Here is a 23,909-nt window from a genome sequence, read left to right on the forward strand (position 1 = left end):
GTTCACGGGTAGCAAGTAACAGATAAATCGCGTGTGGCAGATCGTACAGACGCCCTTTAGGCGTGGCTAGTAATAAAGGGCTACGCCCGTTAATGAAAAACCTCCGGCTAGGCCGGAGGATATTTATTTGCTATTTGATAAGCTATATTACATAAAACTTTATGCATTATAAAAAATAATTTTAAATTGTGCTATAATTTTCATTGGAATTATATAAATTATTAACTAAAGATAAACAACTTCAATTGAATATGAACTTATATATTATGAATTATAAGTTTAGTTATGAAGTTGTGTATCTATAGCATACATCAAATGATCCACTTTTTATTAAAAAACTTGGATCTCTAAATATATTTAACATAAACATTATGAAAGGTGCACAATTATGAAATTAGAAAAACTAATTAATATATATTTTGAAGATTTAAGTGAAAATGATCGCTTAATTTGGAAATATATTAAAAACAATATTGAGAAATGCAATAGCTTATCTGCAGAAGAATTAGCAAATGAATGTAATGTTTCCCGAGCTACAATTTTAAGATTCGCAAAAAAACTTTCTTTAAATAGTTTTGCGGATTTAAAATTATATATAAAAATGTATCATCAAGAATTAGAATCAAAAAATAATATAAATTTGGATCTTATATGTGATAATTTTCACAAGGTAATTGAAGATTTCAAAAAGAAAGACTTATCTAATGTTTGCGAAAAAATCTATAATGCAGATCGTATTTTTATTTTTGGAACAGGGAATGCCCAAAAGTCTGAAGCACATGAATTAAAACGTATATTTCTAACTATAGGAAAATGTTTTTATGAGCTGTTTGATATTGGGGAAGTTTATTTGCTTTCAGAAACATTTACCAACAAAGATTTAATGTTTATTATATCATTATCTGGGGAGACAGAGAGTGCATTAAATATAGCAAAAAAAATGAAAGTTATTGATATTCCTACTATTTCTTTAACTCGCCTAAAAGATAATTCACTAGCAAAACTTTGTGATGAAAATTTGTACGTTGGCACTACCTTTGCAAAAGGAATAAATAATTTGAATTATGAAACAACAACTCTATTTTATATTTTATTAGAGATATTATTTATAAAATATATGAACTATCAGGAAGGAAAGTAGATATGAAACTTGATGAATTGGTTAATAAATATCATAACACTCTAAATTCAAATGATATGTACATATGGCAGTTTATTTTAAATCATAAAGATGTATGTTTTAAATACACTATAGATGAGTTCGCTGATCATTGTAATGTTTCTAAAGCAACATTATTTCGTTTTGCAAAAAAGCTTTCTCTTAATGGCTTTAGTGAGTTAAAATCCAGATTAAAATTGGAACATGATGAAAAAGAAGAGATTTGTTGCTTAGATTACTTAGAAACAGTATGCGAATGTTATCATAAACTGATTGATGATATGAAGAAAAGGGATTGTAATAGTATTTTTCAATTGATGGAAAATGCTAATAGAATATTTATTTATGGTAGTGGAAATGCTCAAAAAGCAGTCGCTGATGAAATAAAAAGAATCTTCTTATCTATTAAAAAATGTTTTTACGTAATTACTGGTGATGATACTACGAATAGTTTAGTACATGTAGCTACAGAAAATGATTTAATGATAATAGTTTCACTATCCGGAGAATCTCCTGTAGTTGTTAATATGGCAAGGAAGTTAAATATGAAGAATGTTCCGATGATTTCTATTACTAGATTAAAAAATAATGAATTAGCACTTCTAAGTGATGAAAATTTATACATTAATACAACATCATTAAATATTGATTCTGTATTAAATTATGAAACCACAACGCCATATTTTATTTTAATTGAAATCTTATTCTTAAAATATCAATTATATTTGAGTGGAGTATGAAGTAAAATTCATGCTTTTTTTTATGCACATATTTTCATTTTGTAAAAATATGAACTAAAAATACACATAGTTTCTAAATAAGGTTTATGTATTGTAATCGTTTCTTTACGGTGCTACTATAGGCTTGTCAGATATGTTGCCATAAAATAATAGCAACTTAAGTATAATTAAAACATCGTATTTAAAATACAATACAATGTTATTAAATTATAAGAAGTACAAGGAGGTTAAATGGATAAGAAAATTATATTTTTCGATATTGATGGAACATTAAGTGATCCTATGTTTGGAGTTCCAGAATCAACTATCGAATCAATTAAGACTTTAAAAGAAAATAGTCATGTAGTTTGTATTAGCACAGGAAGAACTAGAGATATGATTCAAGATGACATTATTGCAATGGGATTTGATGGTATCATAGCTGGCGGAGGTTCTCATATTGAATTTAAGAATAAAATTTTATTAGAACAGTATATTCCAGTATCTTTATTAAAAAAAGTTATTAAAACTTTAGAGGAAAACAAAATCAGCTATAGCCTTGAATCAAGATATAAAGTTTATATGACCAAAAAGATGGCAGATTACCTCTCTGATAATGTAAAAGTTTTAAGGGGAAAACAAAATTCTGAAATGGAAAAATTAATGGATGAGAGAGAAAAAATTCAATATGCAGATACTATGAGCGAGTTTAATGTTAATACATCTCCTATTAGTAAAATTTGTTTTATTTCTCATCAAATCCAACAAGTTGAACTTATAAGAAAATCTATTGGAAATGAATTTCAGCTTATTTCACATGAATCACCTTCAGGCGATGTATTCAATGCAGAAATAGTTATGAAAGGGTTTAATAAAGGTTGTGCAGTTAAAAAAGTTTGTGAGTATTTGAATATATCAAAAAAGAATACAATTGCTTTCGGAGATAGCATGAATGATTTAGACTTACTAGAGGTTGTTAATCATGGAGTTGCAATGGGAAACGCTATAAATGCCCTAAAAGAAAAAGCAAAATCTGTTTGTGAACCTGTTACTGATGATGGCATTTATAAAGAATTAAAACGAATGCAATTAATATAGACATAAAGAAAGGAAGTGCAACATAATGAAAAAATGGTGGCAAAAAGAAGTTATATATCAAATATATCCAAAAAGTTTTTATGATTCTAATGGAGACGGAATAGGAGATGTTAAGGGAATTACAGAAAAATTAGATTACCTTAGTGATTTAGGAGTTACTATGCTATGGCTTTGTCCAATCTATAGATCACCAATGGATGATAACGGTTATGATATTTCTGATTACTATCAGCTTAATCCTGAGTTTGGAACAATGGAAGATTTAGATGAATTGATTGAAAAAGCAAAGAAAAAAAATATTAAAATTATCTTAGATTTAGTTATAAATCATACATCTGACGAACATCCTTGGTTTCAAGATGCCATTAATAATCCTAATAGTCCTTATAAAGATTATTACATTTTCAAGGAAGGCAAAGATGGAGAAGAGCCAACTAATTGGAGATCTATCTTTGGTGGATCTGTATGGGAAAAAGTTAAAGATACTAATGAGTATTATCTTCATGTTTTTAGTAAAAAGCAGCCGGATTTAAACTGGGAAAACGAAAAAGTTAGAAATGACTTATATGATATGGTAAATTATTGGCTTGATAAAGGGCTTGCTGGTTTCCGTGTTGATGCAATTACTTTTATTAAAAAAGATCAATCATATGAAAGTATTCCTTCAGATGGAGTTGATGGTTTAGCTAAAGTTACAAAATGTGCGCGAAACCAAAAAGGAATAGAAAAATTCTTAACTGAACTAAAAGAAAAAACATTTAGTAAATATGATTGCGTTACAGTTGGAGAGGCTCCTGGAGTTCCATATGATCAACTAGAAGATTTTATTGGAGAAAAGGGTTACTTCTCTATGATATTTGATTTTTCCTATGCTGATTTAGATGTAGAATCAGGGAGTGAATGGTTTAAGAGAAGAAATTGGACTATTAAAGAATTAAGAGATCGTATTTTTAAGAGTCAATTAGAAATGCAAAAAGTTGGTTGGGGTGCAATCTTTTCAGAAAATCATGATCAACCTAGATCAATTAGTAAGTATATCAAAGAAGAAGATCGAAATTATTACTCTACAACAATGTTGGCTGCTCTATTTTTCTTCCTACGTGGAACACCTTTTATTTATCAAGGACAAGAAATTGGTATGACTAATTTTGAAAGAACTTCAATTGATGATTTTAACGATTTATCTAGTATTGATCAGTATTATCGTTCACTTGAAGAAGGATTCAGCAAAGAGGAAGCTTTACACATAGTTAATTTAAGAAGTAGAGATAATGGACGTACTCCATTTCATTGGGATGATACAAAAAATGCAGGCTTTAGTTTAGGTACCCCATGGATTAAATTAAACGAAAACTATACAGAGATAAATTTAAAGGCAGAAGAAAATAAAAAAGATTCTGTATTAGAATTCTATAAAAAAATTATCCAAATTAGACAAAATGGAAAATATTCTGACTGTTTAATATACGGTGACATCCTTCCATTAGACATTGATATTGATGATATTATTGCTTACCAAAGATGTTATGAAAATCAAAATATTGTCTGTGTATTTAACTTTTCTAATAAATCTCAATCTATATCTTTACCTATAAAAAGTACTGATATAGTATTAAACAATTACGATACAATTTCTATAACTGAACAAGAAATCAACTTAAAGCCGTTTCAGTTAGTATTAATTGCAACAGAAAAGGTTTAAATGATAGATACTAATAAAATTATTCCAATAACAATAATTCCACATAAAAAAGGGTTTTGAAAAGGAGGATTACTGAGATGGAAAACAAGATTGGTAAAATGGAAAACAAGTATGAAAAAATTGCAAAAGAGCTCATACAATGTGTTGGTGGCAGTGAAAATATTCTTTCAGCAACTCATTGTGCCACTCGATTACGTCTCATTGTTAAAGATAGAAATATTATCAATGATGAAAACGTTGAAAAAGTAGATCAAGTTAAAGGAGTATTCTTTACTTCTGGACAATATCAGATAATTTTAGGTACTGGAATTGTAAATAAAGTATATAGTGAAATTCAAAAGCTTGGTATTTCTACTAGTACTAAAGAAGAACAAAAAGAAATGGTTGATAAAAATAGCAACCCATTAAAAAGATTAATGAGAATATTAGCAGATGTATTTATACCTATTATTCCTATATTAGGTGCAACTGGGTTATTCCTAGGGTTAAAAGGTGTATTATTTAATGATAATGTATTAGCTATGTTTGGATCATCTACAGCTAATATTCCTCCATATTTACTTACATTAGTTGCTGTATTAACAGAAACAGCATTTGCTTTCTTACCAGCAGTAATTTGTTGGTCAGCATTTAAAACATTTGGAGGGATGCCAATAATCGGACTTATATTAGGTCTGATGTTAGTTTCACCTGCACTCCCAAATGCTTATGCTGTGGCAAATCCTAATAGTGGCGTAAAAGCAATTATGGCATTTGGATTTATACCACTTGTTGGTTATCAAGGTAGTGTTTTAACTGCATTAATTACTGGTATTCTTGGTGCAAAATTAGAAAAACGTTTAAGAAAAATTATGCCTGATGTATTAGATTTAATGTTTACTCCATTCTTTGTATTGTTAATTATGATGATTGTTTCATTATTAATTTTAGGACCTGCATTACACATAGTTGAACTTGGATTAGTTTCAGTTATTCAAAGTCTTGTTCATCTTCCATTTGGAATTGGTGGATTTATGATAGGATTAACTTATCCTTTAGCAGTTCTTACTGGACTACACCACACTTATATTATGATTGAAACTTCTTTATTAGCTACAACAGGATTCAATCCTTTAATCACTCTATGTGCTATGTATGCATTCTCTAATGCTGGTACATGTTTAGGTATCACAGTGAAAGCAAAAAAGAGGTCAGCAAAAGTAACTGGAGTTAGTGCTGTACTTTCACAATTATTAGGTATTAGTGAACCTGCTTTATTTGGAGTTGTTATGAGATATAGTTTAAAACCAATGTATATAATGCTTATGGTCTCAGGTATTAGTGGTGCTTTATTATCTCTATTTAATGTGAAATCCAATTCATACGGACTTGGTGGTATTCCATCATTATTAATGTATATTTATGATTGGAAACAATTTCTGTTATACGCAGCCATTGCAGCTTTTGCATTAATTCTATCTTTTACTTTAACATGGATGTTTGCAGTACCAGAAGAAGTAATGAAAGCAGATAAATAGTATAGGCTGCCGTGCTTCTTTAGAAATTACTGATAATGAGCTGATATCTTCTTTAGATGGAGAAGGTTGTCTTATATATTTAGAAAGCCAAGAAGTCTGTTAAGACTTTGGTGTAAACTTCATAAAAGATATGCTTAGTTTATAAGGTTGGAGCTGAAATCAATGTTCCAACCTTTATTTTATATTTATTCAATAATATTTTGGTTACTTTTCTAAGCTGGCGATTATAATTTTATGTAGCGTTTGCTGTATATATTATTTTTCTTAATTAACTTTGATAACAGTATAAGTTGTCTTATATGTAATGGTACTAAAGATATACAACTTCAATCATTAAACAATTCATAAAAATAGCCTCGAAATACAATGCTTTTTCATGAATTATAAGTTTAATTATGAAGTTGTGTATCTATATATAAGGCTTTACGTATATTATTTATAACAAAATTCATATCATAAAATATGTATGCATGTATTTTAAAATTATTAATACCATATACTGGGGTGAAAAATATAACAAGGAGATCACGAGTGAAAAGTATTCCTATTATCATTTATAGAGTTAATCGTGAAGATACTTTATATTCTATTGCAAAGAAGTTTAACACTACAGTTAATACTGTACTAATGATTAATGGATTATTTTGTCCAGTTCTATTCGTTGGCCAACTGCTCAAAATACCCGCTTATTTTTTCAATCATAAAGATTATATATACATGTCAAATTTAGAAGCGGAAAATGAATACTTAAAATCATATAGTACTGAACAGAAAAGCAATACAGGGGATAATGATAGTAATTTCTATGTTTTTTCACCAGATGGAAGAATTCAAGTCAATTTTATATTAAAGAGTGGCTTTCCGTACTACAGTGTCAGATATTCTAACAAAGATATTATTAACTATTCGAAACTTGGTTTTACCTTCAAGGATGCAGAACCACTTAATAAGAACTTTATCATTACTTCTAGCAAATGCAACAGTTTTGATCAAACCTGGACCCAGCCCTGGGGCGAAGTAAAAGAAATTCGCAATAATTACAATGAATTTCGAGTGGATCTTGAAGAAACTACCGAAACTCGTCGTAGAATGACCTTAATCTTTCACGTATACAATTACGGCCTAGGATTTCGCTACGAATTGCCTGAGCAAGAAAATATATCTGATTTTGAAATAATGGAGGAGGAAACTGAATTTGTACTAACCGATGATAATGAGGCATGGTGGATTCCTGCATTCCAAAAAAACCGTTATGAATACCTTTATAGAAATACTCCTATAAGCTCTATCTCCCCGTCCTTCGCTGTCCATACACCATTAACCATGAAGACCCCTGATGGACTGTACATTAGTATTCACGAGGCTAATCTGAAAGACTATGCCTCTATGGCATTAATGCCTCTTCAGAATAATACGCTTGCAGCTGATCTTGTTCCTTGGTCAGATGGTGTTAAAGTAAAAGGATCTACTCCTTTTAAAACCCCTTGGCGTACTATACAAATTGCAGAAAATCCAGGCGACTTGATCACATCCTATTTAATTTTAAATCTCAATGAACCTAACAAATTAGGGGATGTTTCATGGGCAAAACCAGGTAAATACGTAGGTATCTGGTGGGGAATGCATCTTGGTAAATATACTTGGGGCTCTGGTCCTAAACATGGTGCAACTACTGAAAATGCTAAGAGATATATTGATTTTGCTGCTAAGTATGGAATTCCAATGGTATTGGTTGAGGGGTGGAATAAAGGTTGGGATAATGATTGGACAAAACATGGTGAACAGTTTGATTTTACAACTCCATATGAAGACTATGACATAGTAGAAGTGACTTCCTATGCTGCCAAAAAAGGAGTGAAAATAATCGGACATATGGAGACAGCTGCTGCTATTCAGAATTTCGAACGTCAGATGGAAAAGGCTTTTGCTCTGTATAAAAAGTTGGGAATAGATGTTGTAAAAACAGGCTACGTAGGTTGGGATCCTCAAGTTAAACGTCTAGATGATCAAGGCAATCTTTTAGGTATGGAATGGCATCATGGACAATATATGGTGAACCATTATAGAAAAGTAGTAGAGATTGCAGCTAGATATCACATTAGTTTGGATGTACATGAACCCATTAAAGATACAGGAGAAAGGCGTACTTATCCGAATATGATGACTCGTGAAGGTGCACGAGGACAGGAATATGACGCAGGGAGTCCAGATGGAGGAAATCCTCCAGATCACACCACTATCATTCCATTTACTAGAATGCTCGCTGGTCCCTTTGACTATACACCAGGGATTGTGAATCTGATCTATAAAGAATATAGGCCTAAAAATAGGGTTTATGGTACCTTAGCTAAACAACTAGCACTTTATGTAGTCATTTATAGTCCACTACAAATGGCTGCTGATTTGCCGGAGAATTACGAAAAACATCGTGATGCTTTTCAATTCATATTAGACGTATCTACTGATTGGCAAGATACTAAGGTATTGAACGGAGAAATTGGTGATTATGTCACTATTGTTCGTAAGGATAGAAATAGTGAAGATTGGTACTTAGGCAGTATAACTGACGAGAATGGACGTACACTTGAGGCAAAACTCACATTTCTTGAACCATATAAGAAATATGTAGCTGAAATATACGCCGATGGTCCTGACGCTGATTGGAAGAGCAATCCGTATCCCATAGATATTTATAAAATAATTGTTGATAGAAACACTATATTAAGATTGAGACTAGCACCTGGAGGCGGGCAAGCTATTCGTATCCGACCAGCTAATACGGATGAAGTAAATTTCATTCCTCTTTATTGCTAGTTTTATAAATTATTCAGCATCATCTTTAACCTTTTTTCTTATCATATAGCTCTGCGACTTCGTCAATCCCTAAAACAGGAGAATCAGTTATTATAACTTATATATTACGACTTAATTGATTATAAATAAAAACAAGAAGGGCGTTATCTCTTACAACCCTTCTTGTTATCATTTCACAAAGTAGAATCTAACTAAAATTCAATAGAGTTGTTCAGCTACTGGAATTAAAAAAGAAGTTACATAAGTATTATCTTCTATTTTCATTGAGCACATTAATTTAGTAATGTTATTTTTTACCCTTTAGTACTTATTCTTTATAATATCAAAGTTCTTTATAGTTATAGAATTAGCATTAAAATCTATTAACCTATCATTTCTCATTTTATTTAATTCTCGAGAAAGAGAAGGTCTTTGCACGCCAATTCTTTCAGCTAATTCTTTTTTTGAAATTTCTAGTTTGATTACAGCATTTTTTTGATGATAATATTCGTATGTTAGAAACTCAATTATACATTGTCTTATAGTTTTCATAGATATAGATTTAATTTTATTAGTTAATATTAAGGTTTTGTCAGATATGGACTGAAGAAACTCAATCAAGAAGGTTTTATTTTTTTGGCAAAGGTTAAGTATCAAGTTCTTATTTACATGAAGAATTATACAGTCAGATTTTGAAGCAATTGTCATTGGATAGATGTTATTATTTGCAAAAAGTAAATTACCACCTAGGACATCTCCTGGATTAAATGTAGATATGGTAAGAACATTTCCATTTAAATCAATTTTTTGAACTATAACAGTACCTTTTAATATAATGTCTAAAGTTTCACATTTTTCATTTTGAAAATGGATAACACTGTTTTTTGTATACTTTTCAATTTTATATGTTTGATTAGTAAATAGTGAAAAAAGTTCTTCAGAAGAAAACCCTTTAAATAAATCTATATGCTTAAGTATGCCAATATAATTTTCTATATTCATAAGAATTCTCCTAACAATTATACAAATTATTCAATTAGTAACCATGGTTACTGTGAATTATATTACAGAAAATTATAATATAGAAAAATGTACTTTGAAAGGGGAATATTTATGTTAGAAAAAGTTTATCAGTACAAGAATGTAAATGAAAAGTTAGTAGAAAAGTTAGTGGATGACGATAATGTTGCATTAAACCACATGACTTTTATAAAAGGAACTGGATTACCAGAGCATTATTCAAATTCTAATGTGTATATGATCATAATAAGAGGAACATTGACTTTAAAATTAGATGAACAAGAGCCTCAAAAGTATGGGGAGGGACAAATTATTAATATACCTTACCATACAAAAATGAATGTGAATAATTTTGACGAAGAAGTGCTTGAACTTTTTGTGGTGAAATCACCTAATCCAAGGGCCTTGGGAGGTAAATAATAGTGGATATATTAACTTTATCCCTTTGGATTATTACAGGTATTGCATTTATAGTATCAATGATTAAAGATAAAAATAAAACTTTTAACTCTATGAAAATGGCAAGAGGTATGATGAAAAACATATTAGGAGAAATATTAGCAATATTGCTTCTTATAGGTCTTATACTTACATTTATTCCGCCAGAAACTATAAAAGAGGTTATGGGTAAATACAGCATTTTTACGTCTACAATAATTTCTGCTGTTTTAGGATGCATTACCTTAATACCAGCTTTTGTAGCGTTTCCACTGGTTGGTTCCCTTGTTGATGCTGGTGTAAGTATGATTCCATCCATTGCATTTTTAACTACTTTAACTATGGTCGGAGTTGTAACATTCCCCCTTGAAAAACAGGAGTTTGGATTAAAGTTTACAATAGTTAGAAATTCCTTAAGTTTTGTTTTTGCTCTAGTTATTTCATTTGTAATGGGGGGATTAATGTGAATGTAGCTAAGTCATTAAAAAAGAATAAACTTCTATTTTTAGTTGTATTAACATATTCAATTTTATTAATCGTGATGCCACAAAAAGCAATCCAATCAGGTAAAAACAGTGGGTACTATGTTTTAGAGATGATGCAAATTATGCCAGTTATTTTCATTTTGACTTCTCTAATAGAAGCATGGGTTCCAAGAGAGACAATAATGAAAGGGTTTGGTGAAAATTCTGGAGTTAAAGGTGCAGTTTTTTCCTTCCTTCTAGGAAGTTTTTCAGCAGGTCCTGTTTATGCAGCTTTTCCTGTTTGTAAGATGCTGCTTAAAAAGGGAGCAAGTATTTCAAATGTTGTAATAATAATAAGTACGTGGGCTGTTATTAAAGTACCAATGCTAGCAAATGAATCAAAATTTTTAGGTGTAAAATTCATGGGCATAAGATGGATATTAACTACAATTTCAATTTTTATAATGGGATATCTTGTATCATCAGTGGTTAAAAAAGAAGATATACGTTCTGAAGATAAAGTAGAGAGAAATAAAGATGGAGTATTAGATGTTAAAGAGCAGTATTGTATAGGATGTGGATTATGCACTAAATTATATCCTAATACCTTTATGTTAGTTTATGGAAAAGCAAAGGTTTGTAATGAAGAAATCACACCAGAGACTAAAGATCAAATAACTAATATAATTCAAAAATGTCCTGCTAAAGCTATATATTTTAAATGATTTTTTCACGAAATAGAACAAGTAGAGTAATGGGAAGAGACTAGCACAGAGTAAAATGAACAGGTGGAGATATTAGTTTTCTACTATATATAAAACAATAATAGAAATATATAAAACAATAATAGAAATAAAAATAAAGAAACTAAATCTTGATAGAGTTTCCAATAGGGATACACAACTTCAATCCTTAAATAATTAATAAAAATAGCCTCGACATGCAATGCTTTTTTATTAATTATACATTCACTTATGAAGTTGTATATCTATAAGTTAATACGAAATTTAGAAGGGGGTCTCATGAAAAAATGAGATCTCTTTTACGTATAGCTCTAGTTTAGTATTAAATTTAAGTTTTTTATAGATTTTACACAACTTTCTAATATTCAGTATACACGGACTACAACTATATATCTTAAATAAGTTTATCATAAATGAGTATACTATTAGTATCAATCCTTTTTAAACATAACCTGAAAAGGAAGTATTTTATTCGGATAAAATTTTATTATAAGTTAAAACTAAGATTGTATCTTTTATAATTATTCTTTAGGAGGAAATGACTATGGAAAAGAATGAAAGTATTGGATGTATAGTTACAGAATGCAAAAATCATAGCAAAGAAGGACAATATTGTGCTTTAAACAAAATTCAAGTTACAAAACATGGAAGTTTAGCTAATTCAACTGAGAAAACTGATTGTGGAAGTTTTGAATTTAAATAAAATCTTAAGTACTGCCTAGTTAAATAGGCAGTATTTTTATTTATATATGCTATAATAAACTAAAAAAGGATGGTATACGATGAATACTGATACTAATAATAAATCACAAATAAAAGTGAATACGGATTTAGAAGGATTAGATGCAAAGGAAATCTGGAAAGTATTATATAATAAAGATTTGAATTCTAAAAAAAACATATTAGAATACATAAGTATTACGAAAGTGCTTAAACAGGATAATATAACAAGTGAGCAGATACAAGGTACATACACATTGATTTATAATAGTATAGAGGAACTAGGTAGTATTATTAAAGTCAATACAATAATGTATTTAAAAAATCAATTAAAAGCACAACTGGGAAAATATGTTAAAGAAAAAGATCCAAAGCCAATCAATTACTTTATAGAATTTTTTAAAGAGGCATATCCAGCAAATGCTAGAAGAAAAGATTTCACTTGGGTGCTTATAGACATTAATAAAATTACAGAAGAACAAATTTGGACTACATTAACTTATATTAATCGATGTTGCTTAAAAGATGATATTACACTTAATGCAGATCAAAAAAAAGATATTATAAAAGTAATAAAGCTATTGGTTAATAAAAATAACATTAAATACATTAATCAGGTTAAGAGCTTAGAAAAACTTCTTAACGTTTTAAATATAAAAATAGTAACTTCAGATGATGGATTTCAAGTTAGAAACAAATAAAAAGTTTTAAAATTAGTGTATTAATCACCAACAGAAGAAATTGATGGCAATATAATTTAAGAATTGTCCTTCGACTGCCTTTAGGTACGTCCGTAGGACTATTTCTAGTACTCAATTTATAGAAATTAAAATTAAATATAAATATAAATAGGATTGTAGCTTCTTAATAACTACAATCCTAACAACTCTAACTAGTATATCCAAATATATAATTTATTGAGTCTTACACAAAATTATTTACAGATCCTGAATTTATTTATAGACTCAAAACTTATATATTTAACTCTCTTCTAGGTATCTTGAATTTTATTGTTTTCTCTATTTCTTCTAAGGTTCTTTGATCTTTTGGATCAATAAATAGACAAGTGTATCCAGTTTCACCAGCTCTTCCTGTTCTACCAATACGATGTATGTATGTCTCAACATTTTCTGGAATGTCATAATTATATATATGGCCAACTCCACTTACGTCTAATCCTCTAGCTGCTACATCTGTAGCGATTAAATACTGAATATCTGCATTTCTAAAAGCTTTCATTATTCTTTCACGTTTTGCTTGAATTAAATCACCATGTAACTTTTCACAGTTATAGCCACGTTGATGAAGTGCAACTTCAAGATTGTCTGCTCTTCTCTTTGTTCTGCAAAATATGATAGCCATAAATGGATTATCCTCATCTAAAACCTTACATAAAGCATCTTGTTTTCTTCGGTCTGTGGTCTCTACTACATGCTGTTTAATATTATTAAGTGTAACTTCTTCTTTTTTCACAGTTACCATTAAAGGATCATTCATATATCTATAGGCTAATTTTTTAACTTGAGAATCCATAGTTGCAGAAAAACAAAGTGTCTGACGTTTTTTATTTGTTTCTTTTATAATAGCCTCAACTTCATTTTTAAATCCCATAAATAGCATTTGATCTGCTTCATCCAATACTAAGGTTTTTAATTTGCTAAGATCTATTGTTTTTCTCCTAAGATGGTCTAAAAGTCTACCTGGAGTTGCAATAATTAAGTGAATGTTCCCCTTTAATTTTTTTAGTTGGGATCCTATATCTTTACCGCCATATGCTGCTAAGATATTTATATCTTTAGCTTCTTTAAGTTTCATTGCTACCTCAGTTAATTGAATAGCAAGTTCCCTTGTAGGAGATACAATCAATACTTGAACTGTATTTATATTAGGTGATATATTTTCAAAAATAGGAAGCAAAAATGCAAGAGTTTTTCCAGTACCAGTTTGTGCTTCTGCTATAACATCTCTTCCTTCTTTAATAAATCTAATACTCTCTTGTTGAATTACAGTTGGTTTAGTAATACCTGTATTCTTTAACACCTGTATTATATCTTCACTAATTCCTAATTCTTTAAAATTCATTATTTCCTACCTTTCATTAGTAACATGTATTTTTATTTCGTTAAGTCAATTAATAATATCATACTGTTAGAATTAATACTAATATATACTATTAGTATTATCAGTTTAATGAAAAAATAGTGGATTTCTAATACATAAATTGATTTTCTAAAAATAAAGTTTTATTATTTTAGTATATGTATTTGGTTAAAACAGTTTTAGAATAGAGGTAAGGTGGTAGATTTGAGAAATATAATTGCAAGGGTATGCGATAATTATGGTTTATTTAATTTTCACAAAAACTACAGTAAAGAAACACAGTTTTATTATGATGAAAATCAGGTTTTAGATTTTAACAGTGATTATTTAAAATTTTATGCTAAACCTAATTTGCCACAAATATTTTTTGAAGAGAATAGGTTTGAAGAAGAGTATTCATATGGTAAATTAAAATTTTTAAGTGAAGTTGATAATGAGGAATGCAATAAATATGCTATTGTAAATTATAAAAGAAATGAGAAGGATAAAAACAATGTTATATTGATACATGGTTGGTGCTCAGAAAGTTTTCATAACTTAGATAAAATATTTCTAAAGAGTTTTCTAAAACGAAAATATAATATTTATAACTATATACTACCTTTTCATATGGATAGATGCCCTAAAGAATCGCTATATAGTGGAGAGTATTTCCTAAGTGCTAACGTTAATAGAACTCTTAAATCAGTACAGCAGTCAGTAAGCGATATTAGAGCTTTAATAAGTTATATTAAGCAAAATAGTAAAGGAAAAGTAATATTAATTGGTTTGAGTTTGGGTGGACAAGTAGCCAATCTGGTTGCCGAGACAGAAAAAGATTTAGATTTATTAATTTCTTTATTTTATGCTAATGACCTTTCTTATACGATACATAATTCAGTACCAGGAAAATATATAAAGAAAGACTTGAACAAAAATCATTTCAATGAGGATATGTTGAATAATAGCTGGCGTATAATAAATCCAACTTTAAGAAAGCCATTAATAAATAAAGAAAAAATACTTTTAATATCAGGGAAATATGATAAATATGTTTTAGAAGATGACACTAATAAGTTGTGGGAAGGTTGGAATCGCCCAGAAAGACATAATTATGATTGTGGACATTCAGGTATTGTGCTTTGTAGAAAAAAGATAAAAAATGATACTTTGAGATTTATTGACAATTATGACTAAAACTGACCAGGCATCGAGCTTGGTCAGTTTTATTACTTTTACAATATTTACTATTATTAAATTAAACTTTATAATATTTCTATAAATAATAAAAGGAGTGATTTGTGTGAGCGTTTTATACTGTTTTTATAAGTTTTCACAGATAGGGGAGGAAAGCTTTAAACTATGAAGTTATAAATCCTCTATTTGGTAGTATAAGATAGCATTGGAGGATATAAAAAAATGAATATATCAATTAGATTAGAAAATGAAAATGATTTTAGAAATGTAGAAAATATGACCAGAGAGGCATTTTGGGATGTATATAAACCTGGTTGTGATGAACATTTAATTATCCATAAAATCAGAAAGGCAAATGTATTTATCCAAGAATTAGATTTTGTTGCATGTGATGAAGAAATAATTGTTGGCAATATAATTTACTCAATTGCAAAGGTAATTAATGAAAATAATGAGGAGTTTGAAATTCTGTGCATGGGTCCTCTTGGGGTATTGCCTTCTTATCAAGGTAAAGGAATTGGAACTCTACTTATGAAACATTCTATTAAAGTTGCCAAAACATTAGGTTATAATGCAATCGTTATTTTTGGTAATTCAAACTATTATCATCGCTTTGGTTTTGAAAATGCTAAGAGGTATAATATTCAAACATCTTGGGGAGCTAATTTTGAAGAGTTCATGTCATTAGAATTATATGAAGGTTCACTTGAAGGAATTTCAGGCAAGTATTACGAGGATTCTGTTTTTGAAATAGATAAGGAAGAATTAAATATTTTCGAAAAACAGTTTCCATATAAGGAAAAACATATTACTGATACTCAATTGTAATAGATGTCAACAAATTATTAAATAGTTAATTCATAATATTCTTAAAATGTAAATTAAGGGAAGCCCTAAAATGGCTTCCCTTTAAAATTGTCATAATCTAAAACATAGCCAAATAATCAAATCAATATTATGTTTTTTTATTGTTTGACATACTTTAGGATTAGGTTTTTCCTCAGTGATAATACCATTTATATCATCAAGTCTTGTTGGATTTTTTGAATAAAGTTATTTTTTTGGGTTAAAATTACTATTATGTTATATTTATTGAAAGGATGGATGCTGTGAAAAAAAATATTATAATAGGAATACCAAGAGCGTTTTTATATTTTAAATATAAATATTTATGGAAAACTTTTTTTCAGGAATTAAAATGTGAAATTTTAATAAGTCCAGAAACAAATAAACAGATATTAAAGGATGGTGTAAGTAATTCAATAGATGAAAGCTGTCTTTCTGCTAAGATTTATATGGGGCATGTATATTATCTAATTGATAAAGTTGATTATATATTAATTCCTAGAATTGTTAGTTTTGGTCAAAATGAAGTTGTTTGTACAAAATTTAATGCGATGTATGACATTGTAAATAACACATTTAAAAATGTAAATTTGTTAGACTACAACATAGATGTAAAAGAAAATCAAAATGAATTTAAGGCGTTTATGAAAATGGGAAAATTATTAGGTGAAGATTATATAACAGTATTAAAGGCATATTTAAAAGCTAAAAAGGCTCAAAAATATTATGAACAGCAGCAATCTGAAAAACAAGAACAGTTGCTACGTAATACTGACAAATTGAAAATGCTAATAGTTTCGCATCCATACAATACGTATGATAGATTATTAGGATATCCAATAATTAAGTATTTAAAAAGCTTTGAAATTGTACCTATATATGCAGATGTTGCTAATAAGGTGCAAACATCTCAAAAATCAAAGGCAATTTCCAAGACTTTATATTGGACATATAATAAAGAATTAATTGGTGCAATTGAACATTATGCAAATAAAATAGATGGAATTATATTTATTTCTACCTTTCCCTGTGGTCCGGATTCTTTGGTAACTGAGTTATGCATTAGAAAAATTAAAGGAATACCGATGACAAATATTATATTAGATGAATTACAAGGAGAAGCTGGACTGTATACAAGAATAGAAAGTTTTATTGACATCATTAGAGAAAGGAAAAATAGGAGGGAAGTAAAATAATGACTAGTAAAGAAAAAATAATTAGCTTCCCGCATATGGGAAACTATTATATTGCAATAGAGTTTTTAATAAAACATACATTGAATATGAAAATTTTAACACCACCGCCAATAACTAAAAAAACTTTAGAATTGGGTTCAAAGTATAGCCCAGATTTTGTTTGTGTACCCTTTAAATATAATTTAGGAAATTACATAGAAGCATTAGAAAAAGGAGCAAATTTCTTGGTGCAAGCTGGAGGGGGATGCAGATTTGGTTACTATGGAGAAATACAAGAGCAAATATTAAGAGATTTAGGTTATGATTTTGAATTTATAAGTATTTTAAATGCAGAGGATATGAATCCTTTTTCTGTATATGGTATATTTAAAAAGTTGAACCAAAAACTTTCTTTTACAAAATTCACATATTATTTTGCACTAACTCTAAAAATTGCTGAAATAATAGATAAAATAGAAGAATATATTAGAGAAAATATAGGATTTGAAGTTAAAGAAGGAAGTTTTGAGCAGTTACAAAAAGACTTTTTAAATAGATTAAAAACAGTTAAAGGATTTAGAGATATAGATAAAATATATAAAAAATATAATATATTATTCAGGAATATAGAAATTAATAAACCTAAAAATCCAATTAAAGTTGGTGTTGTTGGAGAATTATATGTTGTTATGGAACCATTTAGTAATTATTTTATTGAAAAAGAGTTAGCGAAAAAAGGTATTCAAATAACAAGGTTTATAACAGTTACTTATTTATTTAAAAACCACCCAAAAGAAAAAGAATTAATTAAATTTTCTGGTAAATACTTGAAATATGCAATAGGAGCTGATGGTACTGATAGTGTAGCAAGAACAAAACAGTTGGCAGAAGCGGGATATGATGGGGTTATACATGTGAAACCATTTGGTTGCACTCCAGAAGTAAATGCAATGCCAATGTTACAAAATATAAGTAATGACTATAAAATGCCAGTATTATATTTTAGTTTTGATTCACAAACATCTGAAACTGGAATAAAAACAAGATTGGAAGCATTTTATGATATGCTTTTGATGAAAAGGGAGAAACAAAAATGGAAAAAGGTTATTTAGGAGTAGATATTGGCTCTATATCTACAAAAGGTGTGATAATAGATGACAATAATAAAATAATAGCAGAAAAATATATTTGGACAGAAGCAGACCCAATTAATGCTGTAAAAACATTAGTTCATGAGTTAAAAGAGCAAATTGAAGGAAAAAATATTAAAGTTAAATCAGTGGGAACAACTGGTTCAGCAAGAAATTTAATAGGAACAATTCTTAATGCACAGGTTATTAAAAATGAAATTACAGCACACGCAATTGGAACAATTTCTGTTTATCCTGATGTAAGAACGATTTTTGAAATTGGAGGGCAAGATTCCAAAATTATTTTGATAGAAGATGGAATAGTAGTTGATTATGCAATGAATACCTTGTGTGCTGCAGGAACAGGATCTTTTTTATCATCACAAGCAAAAAGACTTGGATTACATGTAGAAGAATTTGGGGAATTTGCATTAAAGTCAAAAAATCCAACTAAAATAGCTGCTAGATGTACTGTTTTTGCTGAATCTGATTTAGTACATAAAGCTCAAATAGGCCATAAAAAAGAAGACATTATAGCTGGTCTATGTAAGGCTGTTGTTACAAATTATCTGAACAATGTTGGAAAAGGAAAAAACATAAAATCGCCAATTGTATTTCAAGGTGGAGTTAGTAAAAATATTGGAGTAATAAAAGCATTTGAAGAAGAAACAGGGGAAGAAATATATGTTGATCAATATGCACATTTAATGGGAGCATTAGGTGTCGCAATAGTTGCTAAAAATTCAGGAAAAGAACAAGATTTTGATTTTAGTATAGCAGAAATGCATTTTGAAACTCGAGGAATTGAATGTGAAAAGTGTGCAAATAATTGTGAAATTATTTGTATTTATAAAAATAATGATTTAATTGATGCTTGGGGAAATAAATGCGATAATGGAGCAGTTGTTTAATAAATAATCATGGAGAGGTTAGGATATTTAAAATAAAGCTCTAAATAATAGGATAAGTATGTAGAGGCTGCTCTGTAAAAATAGAGCGCTTCTTTTTTGTATTCTATAGATTTTTTATATTATTTATGTTTTTTAGGTATTTTTATGTACAAATCCTTTTATTATACTTGTATTTTGAACATAGTTTGATCTGCTCCCTGACCAGTAGAGAAGTAGATTTTTTAGAGATAAATTTATGAATATTATCTTAGTGCATAATATTACTCTCTATCAAATTCATAAATGTTTCAGAAGTAACTATTCTTACTTTAGGGTTTTCCCTTAGCTTATTTACGACTTTCTCAATACTACTCATATTTTTGCTCCAAGCATGAACATAAATAAAGATATAACTTTTAGGATCACATATATTTATCTCTTAAGGCAGTATCCTTGTCAGGAGATAGCTTAATTATTATTGAATGGTGTAAACCACGCTTCCATAAGTTATTGTAAGCCCAGCTTTTATCTGTATTTCTTCATTTTTTAATATAATAGAAGAGAAAATAATCAATAATATTAATAAAATAGATAAGTTTATATTAAGTTTTTTGTACAGTTTAATCACCTTATTTACAGCAATTATTTACAGAATAATTTATTATTATAGTTAGTTAAATTTCCATAGTATTAATATGAATTTTTGAAGCTAGCTTCATACAAATTATAGTTAATATATATATATAATATCTGAATAACTTAGAAGATGTATGTAAAATCAATATAATTGATAAAAAAGGAAAGATTTTATGCGGCTTTTTGTTTGTGTATATATTTAGAGGAAATTAGTAGATCTAACGTAGTTTCAAATTTAATTAAGTTAATTAAATTAAAGGAATTATGCTGTTTGATTAATTGCAAATAGTTGTTTTTGTATGTAATATTATGTTAAAATGACATCATTAACGTAGAAAAGCAATAGTGTTATTTAGAGAGGTTACATTGGATATTGAAAATATACTGTGTCACTGATTTTTGTTATGTGAAAGTTCAGTTGGAAATATAATATAAAGCAAGGAGAGAAGATTTCTATGGCAACAATAAAAGATGTTGCAAGGGAAGCAGGGGTATCTGTAGGAACAGTCTCAAAGGTCATTAATAATATACCCGTAAAACCAGCAACAAAAGCTATGGTAGAAAATGCAATAAAGAAATTAAATTATGAGCCTGATGTATATGCTAGAGGGTTTAAGATGAATAGAACAAATAGTGTTGCAGTAATTTTACCAACCATTTGGAATCCTTTTTTTAGTGAGCTTGCTTATAATATAGAAAAGAATTTAAGTAGTTTTGGTATGAAAATGATTCTTTGTAATTCAGAAGATAATCAATCCAGTGAGTTAGAATATATAACAATGGCAAAACAAAATAAAGTGGATGGAATAATAGCTATAACATATAGTGATATTGATAAATATGTATCTACTAATATTCCTATTATTAGTATAGATAGGTATTTTTCCGATAGTATAACATATGTAAGTAGTGATAATTTAACTGGAGGAAAGTTAGCAGCAGAAGAACTTGTAAAGAGTGGATGTAAGAATATAGCTTATATTGGTAGAGGATCAAAAATAAATAATGCTACTAGAAATAGAAAAAAGGGGTTTGTTGGTTATTGTGAGGAAAATAATATTTCCTATAAAGTATGTGATTCATTAGGTTCATCAAAAGAATTTGACTCTATTCTTAATAATTTCTTAATAGATAATTTTAAGAATAATATTAAAATTGACGGTATTTTTACGATAACTGATGAATATGCAAGAGATGTTATCAAAAGACTAAGAGAGTTTAATATAAAAGTTCCAGATGATGTTCAAATAATTGGATACGATGGAAGTAGGTCATCAGCTAAAGATACTATTGAAATATCAACTATTAGACAGCCAATAGAATTAATAGCAAAAGAATCAGTAAGTTCACTTATTGATTTAATAGATAAAAAGGAAGTAGAAAAGGAAATTGTGCTTCCAGTTAAGTTTATAAAAGGATATACAACAAAATAAGAAAAAAGATTGCGTTAATAACTAGAGTATAAAGCAATCTTTTTTGCTTTATAAGAAACTAGAAAATTATCAAGCTACTTATAACTCCAATCATAATCAATAAAATTAAATTCTATGTAAACGTTAAAAAAGTGCTTGACTATTATTTATTGTAATAATATAATAAAAACATAAAGATGAAACGTTTCATATTTGAATATTAACAAAAAATAAAAAAGACATATATAAAGAAAAACAGGTTTTTCAATTTTACATTAGATAAAAATATTATTTAATAATATTATTGAAATTAGTAGTTATGTTAGTAGAAGAGGAAATTAGTAGGTAAAATAAGGATTAGACTTATAAAAGGATTATTTTAAAGTATCTTAGGAAATAGAATTGTTTATGAAGTGTACAACCAATAAAATATAACTTTTATGTAAACGTTGAAAAAAGGTGCTTGACTATTATTGGTATTAATAGTAAAATGGAACATAAAAATGAAACGTTTCACATTGTAAGGATTAAGAAATAAGTAAACAAGTCGAAATACAATGCAGGCAATCTTTTCAATTCTACATTAGATAAAAAGAATATTATCAATAATATTGATCAAATTACTAGTTATAAAGTATGAATTGTTAGGGGGAAAGAGAATGAGTAAGAAAAAAGATTATAACAAAATTGCCCAAGAAATACTACAACATATTGGTGGCAAAGAAAACGTTATTAGTGCAGCACATTGTGCAACACGTTTGAGATTAGTTCTTCAAGATGATAATAAAATAGATATAAAGAAAATCGAAGAAATTGAGATAGTAAAAGGAAACTTCAATAATGGAGGACAATTTCAAATTGTTTTAGGAAGTGGAATTGTTGATGAAGTATACAAGGAGTTCATTAAGCTAACAGATATATCTGAAATCAGTAAAGCTGAATTAAAGAAGGTTGCAGAGAAAAAATTAAATCCAATTCAAAGATTGTTAAAAACATTAGCTGACGTATTTGTACCAATACTACCTGCACTAGTTGCAGCAGGTTTATTGATGGGAATTAATAATATATTAACTGCAAAGGGACTATTTGTACAAGGAAAGTCATTAGTAGAAGCCTATCCACAATTTAATGATTTAGCAAGCATGTTAAATACATTTTCAAACGTAGCATTCGTATTTTTACCTGTTTTAATAGGGTTCTCAGCTACTAAAGTTTTTGGAGGTAACCCAATTTTAGGGGCAGTTATAGGAGCACTTATGATTCATCCAGATTTATTAAATGGATACGGTTATGGTGAAGCTTTAGCTCAAGGAAAAGTTCCTTCATGGAATATATTGGGGTTACATGTTGCAAAAGTAGGTTATCAAGGCACAGTATTACCAATAATAGCATCATCATATATTTTAGCAAAGATTGAACAAAAAATGCATAGAGTTGTTCCATCAATGTTTGATAACTTATTAACACCATTAGTATCTGTATTAGTTACAGGCGTATTAACATTTACTGTTGTTGGACCTGTTATGAGAGGAGCAGGTAATGCACTAACAAATGGAATTATATGGTTATTTGCTACATTAGGACCTGTTGGAGGAGCAATTTTTGGTTTTGTATATGCACCATTAGTTGTAACAGGAATGCATCACAGTCTAATAGCATCAGAAATTCAAATACTTGCTAATATGAAAACTTTAGGTGGTTCATTTACATTCCCGGTAGTAGCTATGTCAAATGTAGCTCAAGGTGCGGCAGCTTTAGCAGTAATTTTAATGACTAGAGATGCAAAGATGAAGAGTTTGGCTTCGGCTTCAGGTATATCAGCGTTATTAGGAATTACAGAACCGGCAATGTTCGGTGTTAACTTAAAATTAAGATATCCATTTTTTGGTGCGCTGATAGGTTCAGCAGTAGCATCTGCATATGTAACACTAGTAAAAGTATTAGCAGTTTCACCAGGACCAGCAGGATTACCAGGAATTATAGTAATAAGACCACAATCAATGATACATTACATCATTGGAATGGTAATTGCATTTGGAGTGACATTTGCAGTTACAATAATACTTTCAAAAGCTATGAAAAAAAAGAATGGTGATAGTGCTAAGGTAGAAAATGCAGCATAGAGGATATATAAGAAGGGCTAGGTATTAACCTAGTCACTTCTGTATTAA

General features: G+C 28.8%; 22 protein-coding genes. 18 read left to right on the plus strand and 4 right to left on the minus strand.

Annotated elements, in window-relative coordinates; genetic code table 11:
* Window positions 1-388 precede the first annotated feature (388 nt).
* The 5 genes from CPJCM30710_RS15600 (at window position 389) to CPJCM30710_RS15620 (ending at window position 6,195) form a co-directional block, all read left to right on the plus strand.
* A complete protein-coding gene (locus CPJCM30710_RS15600) occupies window positions 389-1,141 on the plus strand; it encodes a MurR/RpiR family transcriptional regulator (protein ID WP_212905089.1) in 753 nt (250 codons plus the stop codon).
* A gap of 2 nt (window positions 1,142-1,143) precedes the next feature.
* Window positions 1,144-1,899, plus strand: coding sequence for a MurR/RpiR family transcriptional regulator (locus CPJCM30710_RS15605; RefSeq protein ID WP_212905090.1), 756 nt, complete (start codon window positions 1,144-1,146; stop codon window positions 1,897-1,899).
* A 231-nt stretch (window positions 1,900-2,130) separates the two neighbouring features.
* Window positions 2,131-2,976: an HAD family hydrolase gene (locus CPJCM30710_RS15610; protein ID WP_212905091.1), complete on the plus strand. Its 846-nt coding sequence runs from the start codon at window positions 2,131-2,133 to the stop codon at window positions 2,974-2,976.
* Between the two features lie 25 nt (window positions 2,977-3,001).
* Window positions 3,002-4,678: a glycoside hydrolase family 13 protein gene (locus CPJCM30710_RS15615; protein ID WP_212905092.1), complete on the plus strand. Its 1,677-nt coding sequence runs from the start codon at window positions 3,002-3,004 to the stop codon at window positions 4,676-4,678.
* Window positions 4,679-4,755: 77 nt separating this feature from the next.
* Window positions 4,756-6,195 carry a PTS transporter subunit EIIC gene (locus tag CPJCM30710_RS15620; protein ID WP_246503564.1) on the plus strand — a complete coding sequence of 480 codons (1,440 nt, stop codon included), beginning with the start codon at window positions 4,756-4,758 and terminating at the stop codon, window positions 6,193-6,195.
* A 554-nt stretch (window positions 6,196-6,749) separates the two neighbouring features.
* Here the strand turns inward: CPJCM30710_RS15620 and CPJCM30710_RS18130 are convergent.
* Window positions 6,750-6,872 (minus strand): hypothetical protein, encoded by a 123-nt coding sequence (locus tag CPJCM30710_RS18130; protein WP_281413998.1) that lies wholly within the window; start codon window positions 6,870-6,872, stop codon window positions 6,750-6,752.
* Window positions 6,873-6,912: 40 nt separating this feature from the next.
* On the opposite strand from CPJCM30710_RS18130, the gene CPJCM30710_RS15625 reads away from it, so the two are divergent.
* Window positions 6,913-9,009 carry a glycoside hydrolase family 97 protein gene (locus CPJCM30710_RS15625; protein WP_246503567.1) on the plus strand — a complete coding sequence of 699 codons (2,097 nt, stop codon included), beginning with the start codon at window positions 6,913-6,915 and terminating at the stop codon, window positions 9,007-9,009.
* 300 nt (window positions 9,010-9,309) lie between these two features.
* Here the strand turns inward: CPJCM30710_RS15625 and CPJCM30710_RS15630 are convergent, their stop codons facing one another.
* Window positions 9,310-9,990, minus strand: a complete 681-nt coding sequence (locus tag CPJCM30710_RS15630) for a Crp/Fnr family transcriptional regulator (RefSeq protein WP_212905094.1) — start codon at window positions 9,988-9,990, stop codon at window positions 9,310-9,312.
* A 111-nt stretch (window positions 9,991-10,101) separates the two neighbouring features.
* Here CPJCM30710_RS15630 and CPJCM30710_RS15635 point away from each other — a divergent pair, with 111 nt between their 5' ends.
* From CPJCM30710_RS15635 to CPJCM30710_RS15655, 5 genes are all read left to right on the plus strand, one after another.
* Window positions 10,102-10,428 carry a cupin domain-containing protein gene (locus tag CPJCM30710_RS15635; RefSeq protein ID WP_212905095.1) on the plus strand — a complete coding sequence of 109 codons (327 nt, stop codon included), beginning with the start codon at window positions 10,102-10,104 and terminating at the stop codon, window positions 10,426-10,428.
* A 2-nt stretch (window positions 10,429-10,430) separates the two neighbouring features.
* Window positions 10,431-10,913, plus strand: coding sequence for a permease (locus tag CPJCM30710_RS15640; protein ID WP_212905096.1), 483 nt, complete (start codon window positions 10,431-10,433; stop codon window positions 10,911-10,913).
* The gene (locus CPJCM30710_RS15645) at window positions 10,910-11,635 is read left to right on the plus strand and encodes a permease (protein WP_246503565.1); all 726 of its coding nucleotides are present in this window, start codon (window positions 10,910-10,912) and stop codon (window positions 11,633-11,635) included. Before CPJCM30710_RS15640 ends, CPJCM30710_RS15645 begins: the two co-directional genes overlap by 4 nt.
* 562 nt (window positions 11,636-12,197) lie before the next feature.
* Window positions 12,198-12,356 (plus strand): DUF1540 domain-containing protein, encoded by a 159-nt coding sequence (locus CPJCM30710_RS15650; protein WP_212905097.1) that lies wholly within the window; start codon window positions 12,198-12,200, stop codon window positions 12,354-12,356.
* A gap of 79 nt (window positions 12,357-12,435) precedes the next feature.
* Entirely contained in the window at window positions 12,436-13,074 is a 639-nt protein-coding gene (locus CPJCM30710_RS15655; protein ID WP_212905098.1) for a hypothetical protein, read from the plus strand.
* A 271-nt stretch (window positions 13,075-13,345) separates the two neighbouring features.
* On the opposite strand, the gene CPJCM30710_RS15660 is transcribed toward CPJCM30710_RS15655, so the two are convergent.
* Complete coding sequence (locus CPJCM30710_RS15660; RefSeq protein WP_212905099.1) at window positions 13,346-14,455, minus strand: DEAD/DEAH box helicase; 1,110 nt, start codon at window positions 14,453-14,455, stop codon at window positions 13,346-13,348.
* Window positions 14,456-14,677: 222 nt separating this feature from the next.
* On the opposite strand from CPJCM30710_RS15660, the gene CPJCM30710_RS15665 reads away from it, so the two are divergent.
* The 5 genes from CPJCM30710_RS15665 to CPJCM30710_RS15685 all read left to right on the plus strand — a co-directional run bounded on the left by CPJCM30710_RS15665 (window position 14,678) and on the right by CPJCM30710_RS15685 (window position 19,711).
* A complete protein-coding gene (locus tag CPJCM30710_RS15665) occupies window positions 14,678-15,649 on the plus strand; it encodes an alpha/beta fold hydrolase (protein ID WP_212905100.1) in 972 nt (323 codons plus the stop codon).
* A gap of 222 nt (window positions 15,650-15,871) precedes the next feature.
* Window positions 15,872-16,477 carry a GNAT family N-acetyltransferase gene (locus tag CPJCM30710_RS15670; protein ID WP_212905101.1) on the plus strand — a complete coding sequence of 202 codons (606 nt, stop codon included), beginning with the start codon at window positions 15,872-15,874 and terminating at the stop codon, window positions 16,475-16,477.
* A 272-nt stretch (window positions 16,478-16,749) separates the two neighbouring features.
* The gene (locus CPJCM30710_RS15675) at window positions 16,750-17,691 is read left to right on the plus strand and encodes an acyl-CoA dehydratase activase-related protein (protein WP_407645005.1); all 942 of its coding nucleotides are present in this window, start codon (window positions 16,750-16,752) and stop codon (window positions 17,689-17,691) included.
* Window positions 17,691-18,782 carry a 2-hydroxyacyl-CoA dehydratase gene (locus tag CPJCM30710_RS15680; protein WP_212905103.1) on the plus strand — a complete coding sequence of 364 codons (1,092 nt, stop codon included), beginning with the start codon at window positions 17,691-17,693 and terminating at the stop codon, window positions 18,780-18,782. The genes CPJCM30710_RS15675 and CPJCM30710_RS15680 overlap by 1 nt, the downstream gene beginning before the upstream one ends.
* Entirely contained in the window at window positions 18,764-19,711 is a 948-nt protein-coding gene (locus CPJCM30710_RS15685) for an acyl-CoA dehydratase activase (RefSeq protein WP_212905104.1), read from the plus strand. The genes CPJCM30710_RS15680 and CPJCM30710_RS15685 overlap by 19 nt, the downstream gene beginning before the upstream one ends.
* Before the next feature lie 247 nt (window positions 19,712-19,958).
* Here CPJCM30710_RS15685 and CPJCM30710_RS17935 read toward each other — a convergent pair whose 3' ends face one another.
* Window positions 19,959-20,126 carry a hypothetical protein gene (locus CPJCM30710_RS17935; protein ID WP_212905113.1) on the minus strand — a complete coding sequence of 56 codons (168 nt, stop codon included), beginning with the start codon at window positions 20,124-20,126 and terminating at the stop codon, window positions 19,959-19,961.
* Window positions 20,127-20,781: 655 nt separating this feature from the next.
* On the opposite strand from CPJCM30710_RS17935, the gene CPJCM30710_RS15695 reads away from it, so the two are divergent.
* On the plus strand, window positions 20,782-21,759 hold the full coding sequence (locus CPJCM30710_RS15695) for a LacI family DNA-binding transcriptional regulator (protein WP_212905105.1): 978 nt from the start codon (window positions 20,782-20,784) through the stop codon (window positions 21,757-21,759).
* Window positions 21,760-22,397: 638 nt separating this feature from the next.
* A complete protein-coding gene (locus CPJCM30710_RS15700) occupies window positions 22,398-23,861 on the plus strand; it encodes a sucrose-specific PTS transporter subunit IIBC (protein ID WP_212905106.1) in 1,464 nt (487 codons plus the stop codon).
* Window positions 23,862-23,909: the final 48 nt, after the last annotated feature.

This window comes from Clostridium polyendosporum (assembly GCF_018332455.1).
In the GTDB taxonomy this organism is placed as follows: domain Bacteria; phylum Bacillota; class Clostridia; order Clostridiales; family Clostridiaceae; genus Clostridium_AY; species Clostridium_AY polyendosporum.